The sequence below is a fragment of the Erwinia persicina genome, from assembly GCF_014838825.1.
GTDB classification, from domain to species: Bacteria; Pseudomonadota; Gammaproteobacteria; order Enterobacterales; family Enterobacteriaceae; genus Erwinia; species Erwinia persicina_A.
Window position 1 is genome coordinate 645,882 of sequence record NZ_JACYMO010000001.1, and the last position, 20,140, is coordinate 666,021.

Genomic DNA, 20,140 nt, shown 5'->3' on the forward strand with positions numbered 1-20,140 from the left:
TCGGCAAGATAATTCTTACATCATGGAGTGAGAGATGGTCAGTGCACTTTACGTGGTACTTGGTTCGCTGTTTATCCTGAAGTTTTTACTCGACGTCGTGCGTTTGCGTCGACAGTACCGGGTATCGATAGGTGATGGCGGCGTCTCCGATCTGCAGCTGGCCATTCGCATCCACGGCAATGCGGTAGAAAATATTCCCATCGCCATGTTTTTGCTGGTGATGATGGAGATGAACGGTGCCGATATCTGGATGCTGCACCTGCTGGGCCTGTTTTTCTTCTTTGGCCGCATGATGCATGCGTGGGGCCTGCGCAGCCGCACCGTACTGTGGCGACGTAATGGGATGATCCTGACGCTCCTGTCGCTGGCAGGAATGGTGCTGGTCAATCTGCTGTTCCTGCCCTGGGACCTGGTGTTTGGCCTTTCCTGACGGTCAGGCTGGCAGAAAAGGTGCAGCGCGCATCGCTTTCTGCCAGAATATGCCCTTTCCGTTAGCTTCCCCGGACTTACCACTATGTCTAACCGCGATACGCTGTTCTCCGCGCCAATTGCCAAACTGGGCGACTGGACGTTTGATGAGCGCGTTGCTGAAGTGTTTCCCGACATGATTCAGCGCTCCGTGCCCGGCTATTCCAACATTATTTCAATGATTGGGATGTTAGCCGGGCGCTTTGTTCAGCCCGACTCCCGGGTTTATGACCTGGGCTGTTCGCTGGGCGCGGCCACCCTGTCGGTGCGTCGCCACATTCAGGCCCCTGGCTGTCAGATCATCGCCGTGGATAACTCTCCGGCGATGATAGAACGCTGCCGACGCCATATTGATGCGTTCCGTGCCGACACCCCGGTGGAGGTGATCGAGGCTGACATTCGCCAGATCCCGATTGAAAATGCGTCCCTGGTTGTACTGAATTTCACCTTACAGTTTCTTGCTCCTGAAGAGCGTCAGCAGCTGCTGAACACGATTTACCAGGGGCTGCGCCCCGGTGGTGCGCTGGTCCTGTCAGAAAAATTCAGCTTTGCTGACCCTGATATGGGCGAGCTGCTGTTTAACATGCACCACGATTTTAAACGGGCTAACGGTTACAGCGAACTGGAGATCAGCCAGAAGCGCAGCATGCTGGAAAATGTGATGCTGACTGACAGCGTGGAAACCCACAAACAGCGCCTGCATACGGCCGGCTTCCCGCACGCCGAACTGTGGTTCCAGTGTTTCAACTTTGGCTCTCTGGTGGCCTTAAAAGCAGGTCACGCCTGATGGATTTTGGAAATTTTTATCAACTGATCGCCAAAAGTCCGCTGTCGCACTGGCTGGAAACACTGCCCGCACAAATCGCCGCCTGGCAGCGCGAAGCCCTGCACGGGCACTTTAAAAACTGGGATCGGTCGGTTGAACACCTGCCAGCGCTGACGCCGGAAACGCTGGATCTGCTGCACAGCGTCACTGCGGACAGCAGCCAGCTGTCGGCCCGCCAGCGCGAAGGGATTGAAAAGCTGCTGCGCAACCTGATGCCGTGGCGTAAAGGGCCGTTTTCACTCTATGGGGTGAACATTGATACCGAATGGCGATCCGACTGGAAATGGGAGCGTGTTTTGCCGCATATCTCCCCGCTGGCCGGACGTACGGTGCTGGATGTCGGCTGCGGCAGTGGTTATCACATGTGGCGGATGCTGGGTGCCGGCGCGAACCTGGTGGTGGGTATCGATCCCATGCAGCTGTTCCTCTGCCAGTTTGAGGCAGTGCGTAAGCTGCTGGGCAACGACCAGCGTGCGCACCTGCTGCCGCTGGGCATTGAGCAGTTACCGGAGCTTAAAGCGTTCGATACCGTGTTCTCCATGGGCGTGCTGTACCATCGTCGCTCTCCGCTCGATCATCTGTTCCAGCTGAAAAATCAGCTGGTCAGCGGCGGTGAGCTGGTGCTGGAGACGCTGGTGGTGGAAGGGGATGACCAGCAGGTGCTGGTGCCGGGTGAACGATACGCTCAGATGCGCAACGTTTACTTTATCCCGTCCACCGGGGCGCTGAAAAACTGGCTGGAGAAATGCGGCTTCACTAACGTGCGTATTGCCGACTACTCGGTGACCAGCACTGACGAACAGCGTCGCACCAGCTGGATGACCAGCGAGTCGCTGGCCGAATTTCTCGACCCGAATGACCCGACGAAAACCGTTGAGGGCTACCCTGCCCCGCTGCGCGCGGTACTGGTCGCGACCAAACCCTGACCATGCCAGGGCCGATCGTCACACGACGGCCCTGTATTTCCCTTCCCCCCTCGTCACTGCGCCGTCCCATTTCTGATCCCCGTCAATCAACCTGTCCTTTTTTATTAAATACCTCATTTTGGGTAAAAATCTTAATACTAAGGGGTTAGTCTAAAGTCAGTTATGCGTTCATTTCACCTGAAAGGAGTAACTGGTATGAGTAAATTTGTTTTTTCATCACCACGGAAATACATTCAGGGTGCCGGGCAGCTCGATCACCTGGGCGAATACCTTGCCGAACTGGGCAGCAGCGCCTTCGTGGTGGCTGACGATATCGTCTGGGGGCTGACCGGCGAAACGGTCAAAGCGTCACTGGCGGCCAGCAATATCGACTTTCACTACGCGGCGTTTAACGGCGAAGCCTCAGGCAGCGAAATTACCCGGCTGGCTAATCTGGCAAAAGAGAAAGGCACCGGCATCGTGGTCGGCCTGGGCGGTGGCAAAACCCTTGACACGGTGAAAGCGGTCGCCGACGAACTGAAGCAGCCGGTTGCCGTCGTGCCGACCATTGCCTCCACTGATGCCCCCTGCAGCGCGCTGTCGGTGATCTATTCCGACAGCGGTGTATTTGAAAGCTACCGTTTCTATAACAAAAATCCGGATCTGGTGCTGGTGGATACTCAGGTCTGCGTTCGTGCTCCGGTGCGTCTGTTTGCCTCCGGCATCGCTGACGGGCTGGCCACCTACGTTGAAGCCCGGGCGGTCAAGCGGTCGCACAGCAAATCCATGGTCAACGGTGATCCGACGATTGCCGGGATGGCCATTGCTGAAGCCTGTGAGAAAACCCTGCTCACCTGGGGCCTGAGTGCCTGTCAGGCGGTGGAAAAACAGCTGGTGACGCCGGCAGTGGAAGCGGTGGTGGAGGCCAATACGCTCCTTTCTGGCCTGGGCTTTGAAAATGCCGGTCTGGCGGGTGCTCACGCTATCCATAACGGCTTTACGGCGATTGAAGGGGATATCCATCATCTGACGCACGGTGAAAAAGTCGCCTACGGCACGCTGACGCAGATGATCCTCGAACAGCGCCCGGACGAAGAGATTGCCCGCTACGTCCGTTTTTACCGCGCGATAAACATGCCGACCACGCTGAAAGAGATGCACCTGGAAAATGAGAGCTGGGAAAACCTGGTGAAAATTGGCGCACTGGCCGGTAACGACGGGGATACCCTGAAAAATCTTAACCCTGGCCTGAGCGCCGTCGACGTGGCCCATGCCATTCTGGCCGTCGATGCCTTTAGCCAGTCGGTGAAGTAAGCACTGCCGTGACAGGCTGGCCACGCTGGCCGGCCTTTTTAGCCGAGACCGGCCTACTTCCAGTACTCATAGCGGTAAGCCGCCGTGATATTTCGCCGGACAATTCCCCCGGGGAACACTTCCATCTCGCGAGCATAACTGAGCGTACAATTGCCCTGATCGTCCCAGAGCTGACATTCGTCCTGCGTTGTCATACTGCTCATCGGGCTGTCAGAGCGGGTATTCAGCCGCAGCTCACGCTCCCGACTGTCATAGTCCCAGGTCATTTTCTGCCGCTCAGAGTCTGAAGCCACCAGCTGATTCTTTTTATTCCAGCGGTAAGTGAGTACGCCGTTGCTGTTGGTGTCCGTGCCCCGGGATGTGCTGCGGATCAGACGCGACTGGCGGTCAAAAAAGTGCGTAGTTTCCGTGAACCCACTTTCCCCCTTCAGCGTAAAGGCATCGGCCGAACTGACGATCATACCGCGCTTATCGGTGCGGTAGTGCGTGGTGCCACGTTTGTCATTGATCACCACGGGTTCACCGCCGCGCAGCTCAGACACCGTCATCTCATAGTGGGAGAGCCAGCCATCACTGACGCGTTCAAAATTTTGCACCAGCCCAATCTGCAGGCGGCCTTCCAGTTTGTCGTAGCGGAGATCGGCCCGCTGCATAACGCCGCAGCGATCAAACTCCCCGATCATGCGCTTCTGCTGGTTTACATCCTTGCCAAATTCACCCAACACAAACTGCTTTATCGGCCCTTTCGCCGTTCCGCCCAGCATGACGATGCTGTTATTACTGTTGACCTGCTGATACCCGGGCTGACAGGCAGGTGCCGCCTGCAGCGCCGGAGTGACCAGCAGCGTCAGCGTAGCGATCAGCGAATACCTTAAAAAATGAATCTTCATCACGACTTCCATGACAGAGTAAAGAGATGCAGGCAGTGTAGAGTTTTTTTGTGTATTAACGCACCTGTAACCGGCGTCTGAAGCAAAAAAAACCCCAACAAAGGTAGCTGGGGTCTGGTACTTGCAAACATCACGTCAGGGTTCGGCGTGCTGCGCGGCAAAATCGGGGGCATCATCATGGAAAGCGGGCGACGCATAACATGAGGATTATCATTCGCGCGCTCAGGCGACTTTGACCGGGGCACCGAAAGACATGGCGCTTTTCATCGCGGCCACCACGTCACCGTCAACACAGGTGCGGGTGAATTCGTCATTTTCGACGTCTGAACACATCGACACACCGGCCTTACGATAGCGCATGGACGACCCCAAACGCTGGCTGGCGGAACTGTGGAGTTCAATAACGCCAGCATCAATAAACTTTTGCACATTGCTGAGGCGGACGCCTGCGCCAGCCATGACTTTCAGACCACGGGCTTTATGGGTAAGTTCCCTTAACAGTGGAAGTCCACTCTCTGCGCTCTGCTGCTGCCCGGAGGTCAGAATACGCGCCACACCCAGTTCGGTGAGCTGGGTCATCGCCAGCAGCGGGCTGTGGCAAAGGTCGAAGGCGCGATGAAACGTCACTTCCATACCCTGGCACTGCCTCATTACCTGCTGCATCCTCGGCAGGTCAATATGGCCGTCAACGTCCAGCAGGCCGATCACCAGACCGGGAAAACCCTGTTCGCGGATGAAGTCGATATCTGACTTCATCTGTTCGAATTCAATTTCGCTGTAGCAGAAGTCGCCGCCGCGCGGCCGGACAATAGGGTGAACCGGAATGGACACACGCTGCCGTGCAGACATCAGTGCCCCCGCCGACGGTGTCAGCCCCCCTTCTGCCGGTGCCGCACACAGCTCTACCCGGTCAGCCCCTGCCCGTTCTGCCGTAACGGCACAGTCCACTCCGTAGCAGCATATTTCCAGTTTTCGCATCCCATCCTCCGGTTTATCACTGCTGGCTGGTTGTTTATTTCGATGCCGATGATTAGTCTGATCGGTATTGCAGGTATTTATTTTAACGGGAATCAGCATCATGGCATTCAATTTTGACCAACGGATAGACCGCCGTCACAGCGATAGCCTGAAATGGCGAAAATATGGTGATCGGGATATCCTTCCGCTGTGGGTCGCCGACACCGATTATCGCGTAGCAGACTGTATTACCGAAGCATTACAGACACGTATCTCACACGGGATCTTTGGTTATGGGGTGCCCCCCGAAGAGCTGATTCACCTTGTCATCGAGCGCATGAGTGCGCGCTACAGCTGGCATATACAGCCGGAGTGGCTGGTATTTTTACCCGGCGTGGTCACCGGTCTCAACCTGAGCGTGCGCGCCTTTACCGAACCGCACCAGGGCACTGTCGCACCGACCCCGATTTATCCTCCGTTCATGCAGGCGGCAAAACTCGCCGGACGCACCCAGATTCGCGCACCGATGCAGTTGCAGGACCAGCGCTGGGTGATGGATCTGGACAGGCTGGATGAACAGATGACCGGTAACGAAAAACTGTTATTACTGTGTAACCCGCACAATCCCGGCGGTACGGTGTATCGTCGCGCAGAGCTGGAGGCACAGCTCCGTTTTGCCCAGCGCCATGACCTGGTCGTCTGCTCCGATGAAATCCACTGCGACCTGCTGCTGGAACCGGGCGTGAAGCATATCCCGTTTGCCAGCCTCAGCGAAGATGCCGCCCGCCGCTCCGTTACCCTGCTGTCGCCGTCAAAAAGCTTTAATATTGCTGGTCTGGGGGCTTCACTGGCGATCATTCCCGATCGGGATCTGCGTGAGCGCTTTAACCGGCAGCGCAAAGGCCTGGTGCCAGATGTCGACGTGCTGTCCTTTGTCGCAGCGACCGCTGCCTGGCGGGACGGCCAGCCCTGGCTGGATGCACAGCTGGACTACCTGCGTGGCAACCGTGATTGCCTGACCCGGCATGTCAATACACTGCCGGGCCTGAGCATGGTCGCCCCGGAAGGCAGCTATCTGGCCTGGATTGATGCCAGCAAGCTGAAAGTTGCCAGCCCGGCGCTGTTCTTCGAAAAACACGGGCTGGGCTTCTCACCGGGCCGGGACTTTGGCGACGATAAATTTATTCGTTTCAACTTCGGCTGCCAGCGTGCGATGTTGGACGAAGCATTACGCCGCATGACGCTGGCGCTGGCCATCGGGCGTTAATTTCAGCCGGCGGTTTCACTCTCTACGATCTCTTTCAGGCTCCACGGATGGAACTTGATGGTCACCTGGCCGTCGGTCACCGCCAGGGTCGGGTTCGGCAGACGTTCACCCGCGCCTTTGGGCGCACTGGTTTTAATCGAAATACCCTGCCGGGTCAGACCTGCATCCCCCATCAGCGCCAGCGCACGGGCACCCAGCGTCTGCACATCACCGCGCAGCACCACTTCTACATGCTCCCAGCCTTCATGACGGTAAAGCCGCTGCCCCGGCCACGGCAGCTCCACCAGGCTAATCTGCCAGGGCCCCACCTCAAGCGGGGTGGTTAATTCAAACAAAGCCACTGGCCGCCCACCAATCTCCTTTTCAGAGAAGAGAGCACCGCAGCGCAGCAAGCCCCTTTTCCACCGTTCAGCCGTCGTGTTCTGATGGCACCTGACCGCAATATGATCCACCTCTAACCCGTCAAGGCCGAGCTCCAGGCGGTCGGCAAGATGGTAAAGGGAGTGTAAAAAGCGCGGCAAATCATTAGCCAGATCGCTGAGTTCCTCGACATTTTTGATGTTCATCCTGCTGAAATCCTTCGTTTACAGTAATTTTTCTTATTAATACCCTTCGCCGGGAAGGAATTTAAAGACCAGGTAATTGAATAGAAAACTCCCCTCTTATCGGAATTATTCATATTAATTGCCCCTTTAGCCCCTGCAGCATCCAGTACCGGGTGGTTCAGTACCAGTTTTATTTTTAGAAAATGGCCTTTAAGTTTATGTTTTAGTTTAGTTAAATTTATACAATGCGACAATTCCTAAATCGGAAAGGGTCCATTGTAGGCTATTCTGCTTTCTTATAGATTTGTCCCGACCATCAACACAAGGAAAAGCTCAATGCTTATGATACTGCTTGTCGCCGTGCTGATCGCGATGATGGCATTGGCGATTGTACGCCACTGGCGGGTACGAAACGGAAAAACGACTGTAGCGAGTCCGCACCGGCCGCAACGCCGCCGTTAATTCCGTCTGCCAGAACACCGCCCCACCGCACGGTTTTCCCACGCTTATCCTGCAAGTTATCCAGGCGTGCAGGTTCCTGGATAACTTGTTCCTAAATGCAGTATACTTTTCCCCTTCTTTTTTAAGCGCTGACGCCACGGGCCACTTCTATCCTGTTAACGGCGGCGCGGTGACAACGGCCTGCGCTGCGGCGCAAGGGCTTTCAAAAAAATTAAGGTAACTCGGTGAATATTCAGGCTCTTCTCTCAGAAAAAGTCAGTCAGGCGATGATCGCAGTGGGTGCGCCCCAGGATTGTGAACCTCAGGTACGCCAGTCGGCTAAAGCACAGTTTGGTGACTACCAGGCTAACGGCATGATGGCCGTCGCCAAAACCCTGGGGATGCCACCACGACAGCTGGCCGAAAAAGTGCTGGAGCAGCTCGACCTCACCGGCATTGCCAAAAAAGTGGAAATTGCCGGCCCCGGGTTTATCAATATTTTCCTCGCTCCCGAGTGGCTGTCCACCCAGATCGACAGCGTGCTGGCCGCGCCGAAGCTGGGTGTCGCCCCCGTTGAGCCTCAGACTGTGGTGATTGACTACTCTGCGCCTAACGTGGCTAAAGAGATGCACGTTGGCCACGTTCGTTCCACCATTATTGGTGACGCCGCCGTCCGGACCCTGGAGTTTCTCGGCCATAACGTGATCCGCGCCAACCATGTCGGTGACTGGGGTACGCAATTCGGTATGCTGATTGCCTTCCTTGAGAAGCAGCAAAACGAACAGCATGAAGAGATCGCCCTGGCGGATCTGGAAGTGTTCTACCGTGAAGCCAAGCGTACCTACGACGAAGACCCGGCATTTGCCGAACGCGCACGGGGTTATGTGGTGAAACTGCAGGGCGGGGACGAATACTGCCGTAAGATGTGGAAACGCCTGGTGGATATCACGATGGCGCAAAACCAGCTGATCTATAACCGCATGAATGTCACCCTGACCCGCAACGATGTGATGGGCGAAAGCCTGTACAACGATATGCTGCCGGGTATCGTTGCCGACCTGAAAGCCAAAGGCCTGGCCGTAGAGAGCGAAGGCGCGACGGTCGTATTCCTTGATGAATACAAAAACAAGGAAGGCGAGCCGATGGGGGTGATCATCCAGAAAAAGGATGGCGGCTATCTTTACACCACCACAGATATTGCCTGCGCTAAATACCGCTATGAAACCCTGAAAGCAGATCGCGTGCTTTACTACATCGATTCACGTCAGCACCAGCATCTGATGCAGGCCTGGACTATCGTACGGAAAGCCGGTTACGTTCCGGCCTCCATCCCGCTGGAGCACCATATGTTCGGCATGATGCTGGGCAAAGATGGTAAGCCGTTTAAAACCCGCGCCGGGGGCACAATCAAGCTCTCCGATCTGCTGGATGAGGCCATTGAGCGTGCGACGAAGCTGGTTTCCGAAAAGAACCCGGACATGCCTGCGGACGAACTGAAGGCGCTGGCGAATATCGTCGGCATCGGGGCCGTGAAATATGCTGACCTGTCGAAAAGCCGCACTACCGACTATATCTTCGACTGGGACAACATGCTGGCGTTTGAAGGTAACACGGCACCCTACATGCAGTACGCCTATACGCGCGTGCTGTCGGTGTTCCGTAAGGCCGGCATTGATGAGCACGGCATTACGGGCGCGACCGCCATTGCGGAAGATCGTGAAGCAGCGCTGGCCGTCCGGCTGTTGCAGTTCGAAGAGACCATTACTCAGGTTGCCCGCGACGGGATGCCGCATGTGATGTGTAGCTATCTTTACGATCTCGCCGGGCTGTTCTCCGGCTTCTACGAGCACTGCCCGATCCTGACGGCTGAAGATGAGGCGACAAAGCAGAGCCGCCTGCGTCTGGCGCTGCTGACGGCGAAAACCCTGAAGCAGGGTCTGGATACGCTGGGTATTGAAACCGTAGAACGGATGTAAGCGCTCAGGGGCGGCCGGAACAAGGGTCGCCCCGGAACTCTGCCCTCAACTTTCCCTCGCTAAATGTTCAGCGGTCAGTTTGAGGCCAGCAGACTCACGGCCAGGGATGCGCTCGTGCCGGTGCAGAAAGCAGCCCTTCCCCCCGGAACCAGACGCAGTTCCCACCGCGAAAGTACCCGGCAGAAACTGAGATCAGACCCGGTGATCAGTGCGGATAAACCGCAGGAAGCGCCGACGCCTGGCGGTAATTCACCATCACCTCATTGCTGACCACCCGCAACACCGGAAACACCCGCCCTTTTCCCTCTACCTGATAGATAAAGCGTAACGTCTCTCCGGCGGCCACGTTGGTCAGCCCACGCGTTGAACCGCTGGCCCCTTCAATCGGCACACAACGGCTCTCTGAGCATAAGCGAACCTGCAAACCGGCAGGGGCAGGCGCACTGAGCGTATAGCGCCACACCACATCAGTCATCATACCGGGCACCACTTCAGGCGGGCTGAGAGGGCGCGATGACGCCTGTACGCCCCGGTTTGAGAGTGCCGGGCCCGTTGCGCTCGCCTGCCAGCCACCGTCAGCCGCCAGGCTCAGGCAAGGCAGCAGCAGCAACAGTCCTGCCAGCGTCTTCATCAGTGCCCCCCAATAGTGGACGTCATGCGGATATTGCGGTTGTCGGTCAGTTCCATATTTGAAATAACCATCAGCTGCGGCAGCGAGCGGCGCAGGAAGCGGGCCAGCAGCGCACGCAGCGGATGGTTCACCAGCAGCACCGGCGGCGCGCCCAGCCCTTCCTGATGCTGCAGCGCAGTTTGCGCCTGCGCCAGCAGGCGATCCGCCAGACCCGGCTCCAGACCTCCACCGCCCTGTAGCGCCTGCAGCAGCAGACGCTCAAGGGTGGTATCCAGGCCAATGACCTGCACTTCCCCGTTGCCCGGGAACCACTGCTGAGTGATCGCCCGGCCAAGAGCCACACGTACCACCGAAGTCAGCTCCTGCGGATCGGTCTGCACCGCCGCGTGCTCGGCCAGGGTCTCAATAATAGTGCGCATATCGCGGATAGAAACACGCTCCGCCAGCAGATTCTGCAGCACCTTGTGCAGCGTGGTCAGCGTGATCACGCCAGGGATCAGATCTTCCGTCAGCTTCGGCATCTCCTGGGTCACGCGATCCAGTAGCTGCTGCGCTTCCTGACGGCCGAACAGCTCACTGGCGTACTGGCCGATCAGGTGGTTAAGATGCGTGGCCACTACGGTACTGGCTTCCACCACCGTGAAGCCCTGAATCTGTGCCTGCTCTTTCAGCGCGCTGTCAATCCAGATCGCCTCCAGACCAAAGGCCGGGTCAACGGTCACTTCTCCCGGAAGTGTCCCTGCCGCCGTGCCGGGGTTAATCGCCATCCAGCGCCCCGGATAAGCGTCACCGCTGCCGATCTCCACCCCTTTCATCAGAATACGGTAACGGGCCGGCGTCAGATCCATGTTGTCGCGGATATGCACCACCGGCGGCAGAAAGCCCATCTCCTGCGCAAATTTCTTACGGATGCTGCGGATACGTCCCAGCAGCTCGCCGTCCTGGGCGCTGTCCACCATCGGGATCAGCCGGTAGCCAACTTCCATCCCGAGGGAATCTTCCAGCTGGACATCGCCCCAGGTGGCTTCAACGCTGGCGGCGCTTTCCGGCTGGCGGACCATTGACATGGCCGGCACTTCGCTGCCTTGAGGCTTCATCTCTTTACCGCGTATCCACCAGGCCAGGCCCAGTAAGGCGGCGGTAAACAGCAGGAAGACCAGGTTCGGCATTCCCGGTACCAGGCCGAGCAGGCCGAGGACGCCCGCACTGAGCATCATCACGCGCGGGTTATTAAACAGCTGGCCCACCATCTGCTCACCGACGTCCTGATCGGTGCCGACGCGGGTGACAATAACCCCGGCAGCGGTCGAGATCACCAGCGCCGGGATCTGCGCGACCAGACCATCACCAATGGTCAGCAGCGTATAGGTTTCGGCCGCATGTCCGGCGTCCATCCCGTGCTGTACCACGCCCACCAGCAGGCCGCCGATGACGTTGATAATCATGATCATGATACCGGCGACGGCATCACCGCGAACAAACTTACTGGCCCCGTCCATCGAACCGTAGAAGTCGGCTTCCTGGGTCACGTCAGAACGGCGTTTTTTCGCCTCCTCTTCGCCAATCAGTCCGGCATTGAGGTCGGCATCGATCGCCATCTGCTTACCCGGCATGCCGTCGAGGACGAAACGTGCCCCCACCTCGGCAATACGCCCGGCCCCTTTGGTGATGACCATAAAGTTAATGATCACCAGGATAACAAACACCACAATACCGATGGCGAAATTCCCGCCCACCAGGAAGTGGCCAAAGGCTTCCACCACCTGTCCGGCGGCAGCAGCCCCGGTATGGCCTTCCATCAGGATGATACGCGTTGAGGCCACGTTCAGCGCCAGGCGTAATAAGGTGGAGAACAGCAGAATGGTCGGGAAGGCGGCGAAATCCAGCGTACGCTGGGTGAACATCGCCACCAGCAGCACCATGATCGACAGGGCAATGTTGAAGGTAAACAACAGATCGAGGATAAACGGCGGCAGCGGCAGCACCATCATCGACAGGATCAGCAGGATCAGGATCGGCCCGGCCAGCACCTTCCACTGCGTGTCTTTCATGTTAGCGGGTAAGCGAAGTAAAGCGGCCAGATTAGCCATCAGATTTTTGTTCTCCAGCGAAGTCCAGCGCATCCGGCACCGGCAATTTAACAGGTCTCTTCGGGATCAGCCCCCCTTCCACTTTCCAGCGGCGGAGTTGCCACACCCAGGCAAGGACTTCAGCCACCGCGGCATAAAGCGTCCCGGGAATATGCTGACCAATTTCACTATGGCGATACAGCGCACGTGCCAGCGGCGGTGCTTCAAGGATCGGGATACGGTGCTCCTTACCCAGTTCACGAATGCGCAGAGCAATTTCCCCTGCGCCCTTCGCCAGCACTTTAGGTGCGCTCATTTTCTTTTCGTCGTACTGCAACGCGACCGAATAGTGGGTCGGGTTGGTGACAATTACGTCCGCCTTCGGCACGTCCTGCATCATGCGCCGCCTGGCGGCCGCCCGCATCTGCTGACGGATACGCCCTTTAACGTGCGGGTCGCCTTCCTGCTGCTTGTGCTCGTCCATAATATCCTGACGAGACATGCGTAAATTTTTGAAGTAACTGTACAGCTGGAAGAAGACGTCAAACCCCACCATCGGGGAGAGCCCCAGCACCACCAGAATGCTGCACATGGCGATCATATTCAGCGCGCTGGCCAGGGCCGTCACCGGCGATTCACTGATCAGGCGCAACATTTCTGCCCAGTGATGCCAGATATACAGCCAGGTCACCACGCCCACCAGGGTCGCTTTCAGCACCGCTTTTAACAGCTCGGCCGCTGACTGTGCGGACACCAGTTTCGCCAGGCCTTTTATCGGGTTCATTTTGCCAAAATCGAATTTAATCGACTTACCGCTGATCACCAGCCCGCCCAGCAGCATTGGTGCAGCAATCGCCATCACCACCAGGCCGAACATCATCGGCAGGATGGCCAGTACGGCCTGCATCAGCAGATTGGCTATCTGATGAAGCATCTGACTGGTATCGCTGACTACGGAGTGATTAAAGACCAGACCATCGGCCACCAGCGCACCCAGTTTCCGCCCCATCCACTCGCCGCCGACCCACAGAATGCTCAGGCCGGTCACCAGCATCAAAATGGATGTCAGCTCACGCGATCGCGGGATTTGCCCTTCTTCTCGTGCTTTTTCAAGTCGATGGGCCGTGGGGGACTCTGTTTTTTCCTGATCGCTATCCTGAGACACGGTAGCAAAACCTTCAGTGCGGAATGACTGAGAGTAGAATGCCAAATTCGCGCAGGGGTAATGCCACGAGTAAACGGGTAAATAGGGGGTTATTTAGGGAATGGGCTAAAGTCAGTGCCCGCGCAGTTGAGCGGGCACTGGCATCAGCAGAGGCGGAATGGCTCCGCCTCTGTTATCAGAAGCCGAGGCTGTCCAGCAGATCGTCAACCTGATCCTGGCTTGCCACCACGTTCGGAGCCGCAGCATTGATCTGCGGGCCGTTCAGCAGGCTGTCGGTATCTTTCTTCACGCGGGCGCTCTGGTCAGGGATGTTTTCCATGAGGACCGTCAACAGTTGACGCTCAATTTCCTGGATCACATCCATCATACGTTTGATCACCTGCCCGGTCAGATCCTGGAAATCCTGAGCCATCATGATTTCCATCAGCTGGGCATTGGTGAAGCCTGTATGCCCCGGTACTTCGTCCAGATAACCACGAGTATCCGAAACCAGAGAGCGGGCATCTGACAGCTCGATAGGGTTTTCGAACCATTCATCCCAGCGAACTTTCAGTGCTTTCGCCCCATTCTCCATCACTGTCTGACGGGGCTGCGCGGCCTCGACGCAGTTTAGTGCACGCTCGGCCGCCTGGCCGGTCATTTGAATCACATAATCAAGACGATCGCGGGCATCCGGGATCGCCTCTGCGGCTTCTGCGATAGCCTGATCAAGGCCTAACTCACGCAGACTGTCGCGCAGCATACGCGTCAGTGAACCAATTTTAGAGATTATGTCCTGCGCCGAAGCTGCATCAACATTTGGTTTCGGAATAGTGTTCATCTCAGCTCCTTACATACCCAGTTTTTCGAAGATCTTACCTAACTTCTCTTCCAGGGTAGCCGCTGTGAATGGTTTAACAACGTAGCCGCTGGCACCCGCCTGTGCAGCCGCAATGATATTCTCTTTCTTGGCTTCTGCCGTGACCATCAGCACCGGCAGCTTACTCAGCGCGGCGTCGGCACGGATGGTTTGAAGCATCTGCAGTCCATCCATATTTGGCATGTTCCAGTCAGATACCACGAAGTCAAAGCCCCCAGCACGCAGCTTGTTCAGCGCATCCACACCGTCTTCAGCTTCTTCAACGTTGCTGAAGCCCAGCTCTTTTAACAGGTTACGGACGATACGACGCATCGTGTTGAAGTCGTCGACCACCAGAAACCGCATATTTTTATCAACCATACCTACTCCCGTAATATGTAGCCCGCGAGGACCGCGTTAGATACGCAACGCCTGTCCGGCGCTAATTTTTGCCAGCATGTGCTGGCTGATTTGGTGAAGATCCACCACCTCACTGGCCCCCCCGAGGGCAATTGCCTCCCGGGGCATGCCAAATACCACACAGCTCGCTTCGTTCTGGGCAATGGTCCAGGCACCGGCTTTGTTCATGGCCAGTAGCCCTGCGGCACCATCGTTCCCCATTCCGGTCAGGATCACGCCAACGGCGTTACGACCGGCAAACTGCGCCACTGAGTTAAACAACACATCGACCGACGGTTTATGACGATTCACCGGCGGTCCGTCATTCAATTTGACCTGATAGTTCGCGCCACTGCGCGTCAGTTCCATATGCATCGCACCCGGTGCGATATACGCATGTCCCGGCAGGATACGTTCGCCGTCTTCCGCTTCTTTCACCGTAATCTGGCACAGCTTGTTCAGACGTTCGGCAAACGATTTGGTGAAGCCCGGAGGCATATGCTGGGTGATCAACAGCGCCGGGCTGGTAGCCGGTAACGGCTGCAGCACATGACGAATCGCTTCAGTGCCGCCGGTAGACGCGCCGATGGCAATCAGTTTTTCGCTACTCAGCAGCGGCCCGGCTTTCAGCATCACTGGCGCAGGCTGTGGCCCACGGGTGTGCAGACGGGCGCGTGAAGCGGCACGCACTTTATCGGCAATCATCTGACTGTAAGCCAGCATCCCTTCGCGAATACCCAGCGACGGTTTCGTGACAAAGTCGACGGCTCCCAGTTCCAGCGCACGCAGCGTAATTTCAGACCCCTTGCCGGTCAGTGACGAAACCATCACCACCGGCATCGGGCGCAGGCGCATCAGCTTTTCCAGAAAATCGAGGCCGTCCATGCGCGGCATTTCCACGTCCAGGGTCAGTACATCCGGGTTAAACTGCTTGATCAAATCCCGTGCCACCAACGGGTCCGGTGCAGACGCCACCATCTCCATATCGGAATGACTGTTGATAATTTCGGTCATCAACTGGCGCATCAGCGCCGAATCATCTACGCACAACACTCTGATTTTACTCATTATCTTTCCTTAGTCAGTCCATAGACCGTCTGGCCACGCAGATAAAATTCTTTGCTAATCTGGCTGAAGTTTTCTGAGTGACCGGCAAACAGCAAACCGCCAGGTTTCAGTAACGGAACAAAACGCCGTAAAATCTTTTCCTGAGTTTCTTTGTCGAAATAGATCATGACATTACGGCAGAAAATCACATCGAACTGTCCGGGCAGCGCCCAGTCATTGGCCAGCAGATTGAGCTGGGCAAAGGTCACCATATTGGCCAGCTCAGGGCGGGCACGCACCATGCCTTCATGCGGCCCGGTGCCCCGCAGGAAAAAACGTTGCAGCTGCTGCGGGGAGAGCGTACGCAGTTCCTCCTGGCGATAGACGCCCGCCAGCGCTTTTTCCAGCACCTGGGTATCAATATCGCTGGCGTGGATCTGAAACTTACCCGGCCCGGTCCCCAGGGTTTCAGCCAGGGTCATCGCAATGGAGTAAGGCTCTTCACCGGTGGAGGCCGCCGCACACCATACGCTGTAGTTCCCCTGGCGACGTTTCGCATGTTCCGCCAGGATCGGGAAATGATGCGCTTCGCGGAAAAAGGCTGTCAGGTTGGTCGTCAGGGCATTCACAAAGGCCTGCCACTCGGCGCTGTTAGGGTCATTTTCCAGCAGGGCCATATAGCGACCAAAATCGTCGATATTCAGCATCCGCAGCCGGCGAACCAGGCGGTTATAGACCATTTCTCGCTTGTGATCGGCGAGAACGATGCCAGCTCGCTGATAAATCAACTGACTGATACGCTTAAAATGCGTATCGGATAACGGCAGGCGCTGTACCATCTGCGACAGCAGCGTTGCGTTTTCCGGTGGAGCTAACAACGTCGATTTCTTCATGTAGCCATCCTGCAAAGCGCGGATAAAGGTATTATTAGGGTGTCTCGTGCCCGGCGGCCGTCTGGCCGCGGGAACGCTCTTTACTCTGCACGCTCATCCAGTGCGAAGCGGCTGACCGCCGCTGTCAGATATTCTGCCTGTGCTTCCAGTGCTCCCGTTGCAGCCGCGCCCTCTTCTACCAGGGCGGCATTCTGCTGGGTCACCTGATCCATCTGGCCTACCGCCAGTGCAACCTGTTCAATCCCGCGTCGCTGCTCGTCGCTGGCGGCGGCAATTTCGCCCATAATGTCGTTCACCCGGTTGACCGACTGGAGGATCTCATCCATCGTTTCCCCGGCTGAAGCGACCTGCTTAGCCCCCTGATCGACCCGGCTGACCGACTCTTCAATCAGGGTTTTAATCTCTTTCGCCGCCTGCGCGCTGCGCTGAGCGAGGTTACGCACTTCACCCGCAACGACCGCAAAACCGCGTCCCTGCTCTCCGGCGCGGGCCGCTTCGACCGCCGCATTCAGTGCCAGAATATTGGTCTGGAAGGCAATACCGTCAATGACACTGGTAATGTCGGCAATCCGCTTTGAACTGCCGGCGATGGCGTTCATGGTGGTCACCACATTGCCGGTCAGAGCGCCCCCTTTGTGCGCCGTTCCCGAAGCTTCACGCGCCAGGTCTGAAGCCTGACGGGCGTTATCGGCGTTCGCAGATACCGTCGCCGTCAACTGCTCCATGCTGGCCGCTGTCTGCGCCAGTGAGGCCGCCTGCTGTTCGGTGCGGGCGGAGAGATCGTTGTTACCGGCGGCGATCTCGCCAATACCGGTCTGCATGGCGCGGCTGCCGTCACGCACGTCACGCACGGTCGAGGCCAGCGCCTGCTGCATATGCTGCAGGCTGGTGAACAGCTGGCCCAGTTCATTGCGGCTTCCGGCTTCCACTTCGCCGTTCAGATTACCGGAGGCAATGCGCTCAAAATGGCTGCGCATCCGCGCCAGTGGCGCAATCAGTGCCTGCTTCACCCACCACAGCGCCGCCAGGGTGACCAAAAGTGACAGTGTCACTGAAACCGCGAAAATCACCTTCGACTGGAAGTAGAAGCCTTTGCTGGCGGCCCCGGCGTGGTCACGCAGTTCATCGATGTGTTTCATCCAGCGCTGGTACTGCACCTGGAACTTGTCCTGCTTGCCCTGCGTGGGAGAATCAAGAAACGCCTGCAGCTGATTGTTCTGCAGCCAGGCGATCAGCTGTGACAGCTCGCTGTAATAGACGTCATAGGCCACCACGATATCTTTTTCTAATGCCAGCCCTTCCGGGGTGACCACAGGGATCGCTTTAAATTCTTTAAATGCTTTGTCGGCCCGATCAAGGTCACTCTGCGCTTTGGTCATCAGGCTGACCACCTGCTCACGCGGCACATTCAGTGCTGCACGGGTGCCGGCACGGCTCAGTGTCACACGGGTGCTGAGCAGCGCTGCCCAGCTTTCACCCAGCGCGTCACGCTGGTCTCCGCTGATTTCAACCTGGTGAATATTGTCAGCATCCAGGCGGAAAGAGTTAAAGGACAGTCCGCTGGAGGCGATCTGCATCAGACAAAACACGCCAAGCAGGGCGATGATGGTGCCAGATATACGTAAACGACCTAACATTGCGCACTCCCCGGAAAGTCACCTGATACAGGCAACAAAAATGATTCTTTTTCATCGGACCGCCCGTTAACCGGGCTGGCCCTTTGTGACGTGATGCCCGCTTCAGGAATTAAAACGTTTCCCAGTTATCATCTGATTTGCTGGCCGGCAGCGCTTTACGCGATGCTGACGGAGGTGACAGCAACGGAGAAACCTGCGCCCTGTTGTTATTAACGGCCGCGGTGACATTTTCTTTACGAATTCGGAAAACTGCCACGGCCTGAGTCAGCCGGCTGGCCTGATCTTCCAGCGATGCCGCTGCGGAAGCCGACTCTTCCACCAGGGACGCATTCTGCTGAGTGACGCGGTCCATCTCATTAACGGCCGTACCAACCTGGTCGATGCCCCGGCTCTGTTCGTCACTGGCGGAGGCGATCTCACCCATGATGTCGGTGACGCGGGTCACCGCGCTGACGATGTCATTCATGGTTTCTCCCGCGCTTTCCACCAGCACCGAGCCGGTATCCACGCGTGACACGGAATCCTCAATCAGGCCTTTAATTTCTTTTGCCGCCTGGGCGCTGCGCTGGGCAAGGTTACGCACTTCCCCGGCCACCACCGCAAAACCACGGCCCTGCTCACCGGCGCGGGCCGCTTCCACCGCCGCATTCAGCGCCAGGATATTGGTCTGGAAGGCGATACCGTCGATCACGCTGATAATATCGGCGATTTTCTTCGAACTGCCGGCGATGTCATTCATGGTTTTCACCACGCCATCCACCACTTTGCCGCCCTTCTGCGCGGTCTCAGAGGCGCTGAGGGCCAGCTGCGACGCCTGACGGGCGTTTTCGGCGTTCTGTTTCACCGTGGAGGTCAGCTGCTCCATGCTGGCAGCGGTCTGCTGCAGCGCGGACGCCTGCTCTTCGGTACGGGAGGAGAGATCGTTATTTCCGGCTGCAATTTCGCTGGCACCGGTATAGATGGCGTCAGATCCGTCGCGCACCACGCTCACCGTCTTCACCAGCTCCTGCTGCATATGCTGCAGGCTGACCGCCAGCTGAGCCATTTCATTGCGCCCTTCTGTATCGATCTGCTGCGTCAGATCGCCGCTGGCGATATGACGGATATGGTCAATGCTGGCTTTCAGCGGGCGCAGCAGGATCTGATGGATCCCCGTCCAGACCGTGGCAATGATGATCACCGACACCAGCAGGATGGTCAGCAGTACCCAGATGGCACGCTGATAGGCGCTCTCATTCTGCGCCGCACCGGCTGCCAGCATGGCATCGGTATTTTTCAGCCAGACGGTATACGCCTGCTCAAACCCGTTCTGGAAGCCCGTCGTTGGCTGGTCCACGAAACCTTTAAAATCTCCGCTGGTCAGCATCTGAATCAGCTCGGTTAAGGCGGCGTGCAAAATTTTGTAGTTGTCATTCACACCCTGCACGTGCGGCAGGTTAACCACATCCGCCGGCTGTTCTTTGGTGTATTCGGCAAATTCCTGCTCTGCGGTCGCCAGCTGCGATTTCGCCAGCGCAACCAGATCAGGTACCGTTGAGCCGGTTCCCTGCCCTTTTTCATCCAGCAGATAACGCGTGGCGGCGCGGTTCAGTGTGTTACGGGTTTGTACCAGTGCTATCCATGCGGAGGTAAGATTGGCCTGCTCCCGGCGAATCTGTTGTGTCAGACTGAAGTTTTCCTTATCCCCTTTCAGAGACTGGAAAAACAGCCCACCAGAAATTAACTGCAAAGAGCCAAATATTACCAGGACCAGCACCAGGCTGGTCACCACTTTCATACGCTTGAACATACCTTTCCCCAGTTGGATAGCTACTGTGATTTATCGGCAGTGATAGCGGGATCTTTACCAGGTTATGAATAAAGCCCGCAGAA

General features: G+C 57.1%; 18 protein-coding genes. 6 read left to right on the top strand and 12 right to left on the bottom strand.

Going from position 1 to position 20,140, the window contains the following annotated elements:
- The first annotated feature begins 34 nt into the window (after nucleotides 1-34).
- The 4 genes from IFU29_RS03020 (at nucleotide 35) to IFU29_RS03035 (ending at nucleotide 3,513) form a co-directional block, all read left to right on the top strand.
- Nucleotides 35-430: an MAPEG family protein gene (locus tag IFU29_RS03020; protein WP_191932602.1), complete on the top strand. Its 396-nt coding sequence runs from the start codon at nucleotides 35-37 to the stop codon at nucleotides 428-430.
- An 84-nt stretch (nucleotides 431-514) separates the two neighbouring features.
- On the top strand, nucleotides 515-1,255 hold the full coding sequence (gene cmoA, locus IFU29_RS03025) for a carboxy-S-adenosyl-L-methionine synthase CmoA (protein WP_191932603.1): 741 nt from the start codon (nucleotides 515-517) through the stop codon (nucleotides 1,253-1,255).
- Complete coding sequence (cmoB, locus tag IFU29_RS03030; RefSeq protein WP_191933105.1) at nucleotides 1,252-2,220, top strand: tRNA 5-methoxyuridine(34)/uridine 5-oxyacetic acid(34) synthase CmoB; 969 nt, start codon at nucleotides 1,252-1,254, stop codon at nucleotides 2,218-2,220. The genes cmoA and cmoB overlap by 4 nt, the downstream gene beginning before the upstream one ends.
- Nucleotides 2,221-2,415: 195 nt before the next feature.
- The gene (locus tag IFU29_RS03035) at nucleotides 2,416-3,513 is read left to right on the top strand and encodes a glycerol dehydrogenase (protein ID WP_191932604.1); all 1,098 of its coding nucleotides are present in this window, start codon (nucleotides 2,416-2,418) and stop codon (nucleotides 3,511-3,513) included.
- Nucleotides 3,514-3,566: 53 nt separating this feature from the next.
- On the opposite strand, the gene IFU29_RS03040 is transcribed toward IFU29_RS03035, so the two are convergent.
- The gene (locus tag IFU29_RS03040; RefSeq protein ID WP_191932605.1) at nucleotides 3,567-4,403 is read right to left on the bottom strand and encodes a hypothetical protein; all 837 of its coding nucleotides are present in this window, start codon (nucleotides 4,401-4,403) and stop codon (nucleotides 3,567-3,569) included.
- Nucleotides 4,404-4,625: 222 nt separating this feature from the next.
- Nucleotides 4,626-5,381, bottom strand: a complete 756-nt coding sequence (gene cutC / locus IFU29_RS03045) for a copper homeostasis protein CutC (RefSeq protein ID WP_191932606.1) — start codon at nucleotides 5,379-5,381, stop codon at nucleotides 4,626-4,628.
- 100 nt (nucleotides 5,382-5,481) lie between these two features.
- On the opposite strand from cutC, the gene IFU29_RS03050 reads away from it, so the two are divergent.
- A complete protein-coding gene (locus tag IFU29_RS03050) occupies nucleotides 5,482-6,627 on the top strand; it encodes a MalY/PatB family protein (RefSeq protein WP_191932607.1) in 1,146 nt (381 codons plus the stop codon).
- A gap of 2 nt (nucleotides 6,628-6,629) precedes the next feature.
- Here the strand turns inward: IFU29_RS03050 and IFU29_RS03055 are convergent, their stop codons facing one another.
- Complete coding sequence (locus IFU29_RS03055) at nucleotides 6,630-7,193, bottom strand: VOC family protein (protein ID WP_191932608.1); 564 nt, start codon at nucleotides 7,191-7,193, stop codon at nucleotides 6,630-6,632.
- A gap of 665 nt (nucleotides 7,194-7,858) precedes the next feature.
- On the opposite strand from IFU29_RS03055, the gene argS reads away from it, so the two are divergent.
- The gene (argS, locus tag IFU29_RS03060; RefSeq protein ID WP_191932609.1) at nucleotides 7,859-9,589 is read left to right on the top strand and encodes an arginine--tRNA ligase; all 1,731 of its coding nucleotides are present in this window, start codon (nucleotides 7,859-7,861) and stop codon (nucleotides 9,587-9,589) included.
- A gap of 205 nt (nucleotides 9,590-9,794) precedes the next feature.
- Here argS and flhE read toward each other — a convergent pair whose 3' ends face one another.
- From flhE to IFU29_RS03105, 9 genes are all read right to left on the bottom strand, one after another.
- Entirely contained in the window at nucleotides 9,795-10,220 is a 426-nt protein-coding gene (gene flhE, locus IFU29_RS03065) for a flagellar protein FlhE (protein WP_191932610.1), read from the bottom strand.
- Nucleotides 10,220-12,310: a flagellar biosynthesis protein FlhA gene (gene flhA, locus IFU29_RS03070; protein WP_191933106.1), complete on the bottom strand. Its 2,091-nt coding sequence runs from the start codon at nucleotides 12,308-12,310 to the stop codon at nucleotides 10,220-10,222. Before flhA ends, flhE begins: the two co-directional genes overlap by 1 nt.
- Nucleotides 12,303-13,454: a flagellar biosynthesis protein FlhB gene (gene flhB / locus IFU29_RS03075; protein ID WP_191932611.1), complete on the bottom strand. Its 1,152-nt coding sequence runs from the start codon at nucleotides 13,452-13,454 to the stop codon at nucleotides 12,303-12,305. The genes flhA and flhB overlap by 8 nt, the downstream gene beginning before the upstream one ends.
- 175 nt (nucleotides 13,455-13,629) lie before the next feature.
- Nucleotides 13,630-14,274, bottom strand: coding sequence for a protein phosphatase CheZ (cheZ, locus tag IFU29_RS03080; protein WP_062746324.1), 645 nt, complete (start codon nucleotides 14,272-14,274; stop codon nucleotides 13,630-13,632).
- A 9-nt stretch (nucleotides 14,275-14,283) separates the two neighbouring features.
- Nucleotides 14,284-14,673, bottom strand: a complete 390-nt coding sequence (gene cheY / locus IFU29_RS03085; RefSeq protein WP_191932612.1) for a chemotaxis response regulator CheY — start codon at nucleotides 14,671-14,673, stop codon at nucleotides 14,284-14,286.
- 36 nt (nucleotides 14,674-14,709) lie between these two features.
- On the bottom strand, nucleotides 14,710-15,759 hold the full coding sequence (locus IFU29_RS03090) for a protein-glutamate methylesterase/protein-glutamine glutaminase (protein ID WP_062746328.1): 1,050 nt from the start codon (nucleotides 15,757-15,759) through the stop codon (nucleotides 14,710-14,712).
- Nucleotides 15,759-16,631, bottom strand: a complete 873-nt coding sequence (gene cheR, locus IFU29_RS03095) for a protein-glutamate O-methyltransferase CheR (RefSeq protein ID WP_118664003.1) — start codon at nucleotides 16,629-16,631, stop codon at nucleotides 15,759-15,761. Before cheR ends, IFU29_RS03090 begins: the two co-directional genes overlap by 1 nt.
- 80 nt (nucleotides 16,632-16,711) lie before the next feature.
- Nucleotides 16,712-18,268 (bottom strand): methyl-accepting chemotaxis protein, encoded by a 1,557-nt coding sequence (locus IFU29_RS03100; protein ID WP_191932613.1) that lies wholly within the window; start codon nucleotides 18,266-18,268, stop codon nucleotides 16,712-16,714.
- Nucleotides 18,269-18,377: 109 nt separating this feature from the next.
- A complete protein-coding gene (locus IFU29_RS03105) occupies nucleotides 18,378-20,057 on the bottom strand; it encodes a methyl-accepting chemotaxis protein (RefSeq protein WP_191932614.1) in 1,680 nt (559 codons plus the stop codon).
- Between the last annotated feature and the right edge of the window lie 83 nt (nucleotides 20,058-20,140).

Excerpts from the sequence above, each read along its gene's own strand:
- IFU29_RS03100 (WP_191932613.1), bottom strand. The coding sequence starts at position 18,268 with ATGTTAGGTCGTTTACGTATATCTGGCACCATCATCGCCCTGCTTGGC.
- flhE (WP_191932610.1), bottom strand. The coding sequence starts at position 10,220 with ATGAAGACGCTGGCAGGACTGTTGCTGCTGCTGCCTTGCCTGAGCCTG.
- IFU29_RS03090 (WP_062746328.1), bottom strand. The coding sequence starts at position 15,759 with ATGAGTAAAATCAGAGTGTTGTGCGTAGATGATTCGGCGCTGATGCGC.
- cheZ (WP_062746324.1), bottom strand. The coding sequence starts at position 14,274 with ATGAACACTATTCCGAAACCAAATGTTGATGCAGCTTCGGCGCAGGAC.
- IFU29_RS03055 (WP_191932608.1), bottom strand. The coding sequence starts at position 7,193 with ATGAACATCAAAAATGTCGAGGAACTCAGCGATCTGGCTAATGATTTG.
- flhA (WP_191933106.1), bottom strand. The coding sequence starts at position 12,310 with ATGGCTAATCTGGCCGCTTTACTTCGCTTACCCGCTAACATGAAAGAC.
- cheR (WP_118664003.1), bottom strand. The coding sequence starts at position 16,631 with ATGAAGAAATCGACGTTGTTAGCTCCACCGGAAAACGCAACGCTGCTG.
- IFU29_RS03020 (WP_191932602.1), top strand. The coding sequence starts at position 35 with ATGGTCAGTGCACTTTACGTGGTACTTGGTTCGCTGTTTATCCTGAAG.
- cheY (WP_191932612.1), bottom strand. The coding sequence starts at position 14,673 with ATGGTTGATAAAAATATGCGGTTTCTGGTGGTCGACGACTTCAACACG.
- cmoA (WP_191932603.1), top strand. The coding sequence starts at position 515 with ATGTCTAACCGCGATACGCTGTTCTCCGCGCCAATTGCCAAACTGGGC.
- cutC (WP_191932606.1), bottom strand. The coding sequence starts at position 5,381 with ATGCGAAAACTGGAAATATGCTGCTACGGAGTGGACTGTGCCGTTACG.
- IFU29_RS03035 (WP_191932604.1), top strand. The coding sequence starts at position 2,416 with ATGAGTAAATTTGTTTTTTCATCACCACGGAAATACATTCAGGGTGCC.
- IFU29_RS03050 (WP_191932607.1), top strand. The coding sequence starts at position 5,482 with ATGGCATTCAATTTTGACCAACGGATAGACCGCCGTCACAGCGATAGC.
- IFU29_RS03105 (WP_191932614.1), bottom strand. The coding sequence starts at position 20,057 with ATGTTCAAGCGTATGAAAGTGGTGACCAGCCTGGTGCTGGTCCTGGTA.
- IFU29_RS03040 (WP_191932605.1), bottom strand. The coding sequence starts at position 4,403 with ATGAAGATTCATTTTTTAAGGTATTCGCTGATCGCTACGCTGACGCTG.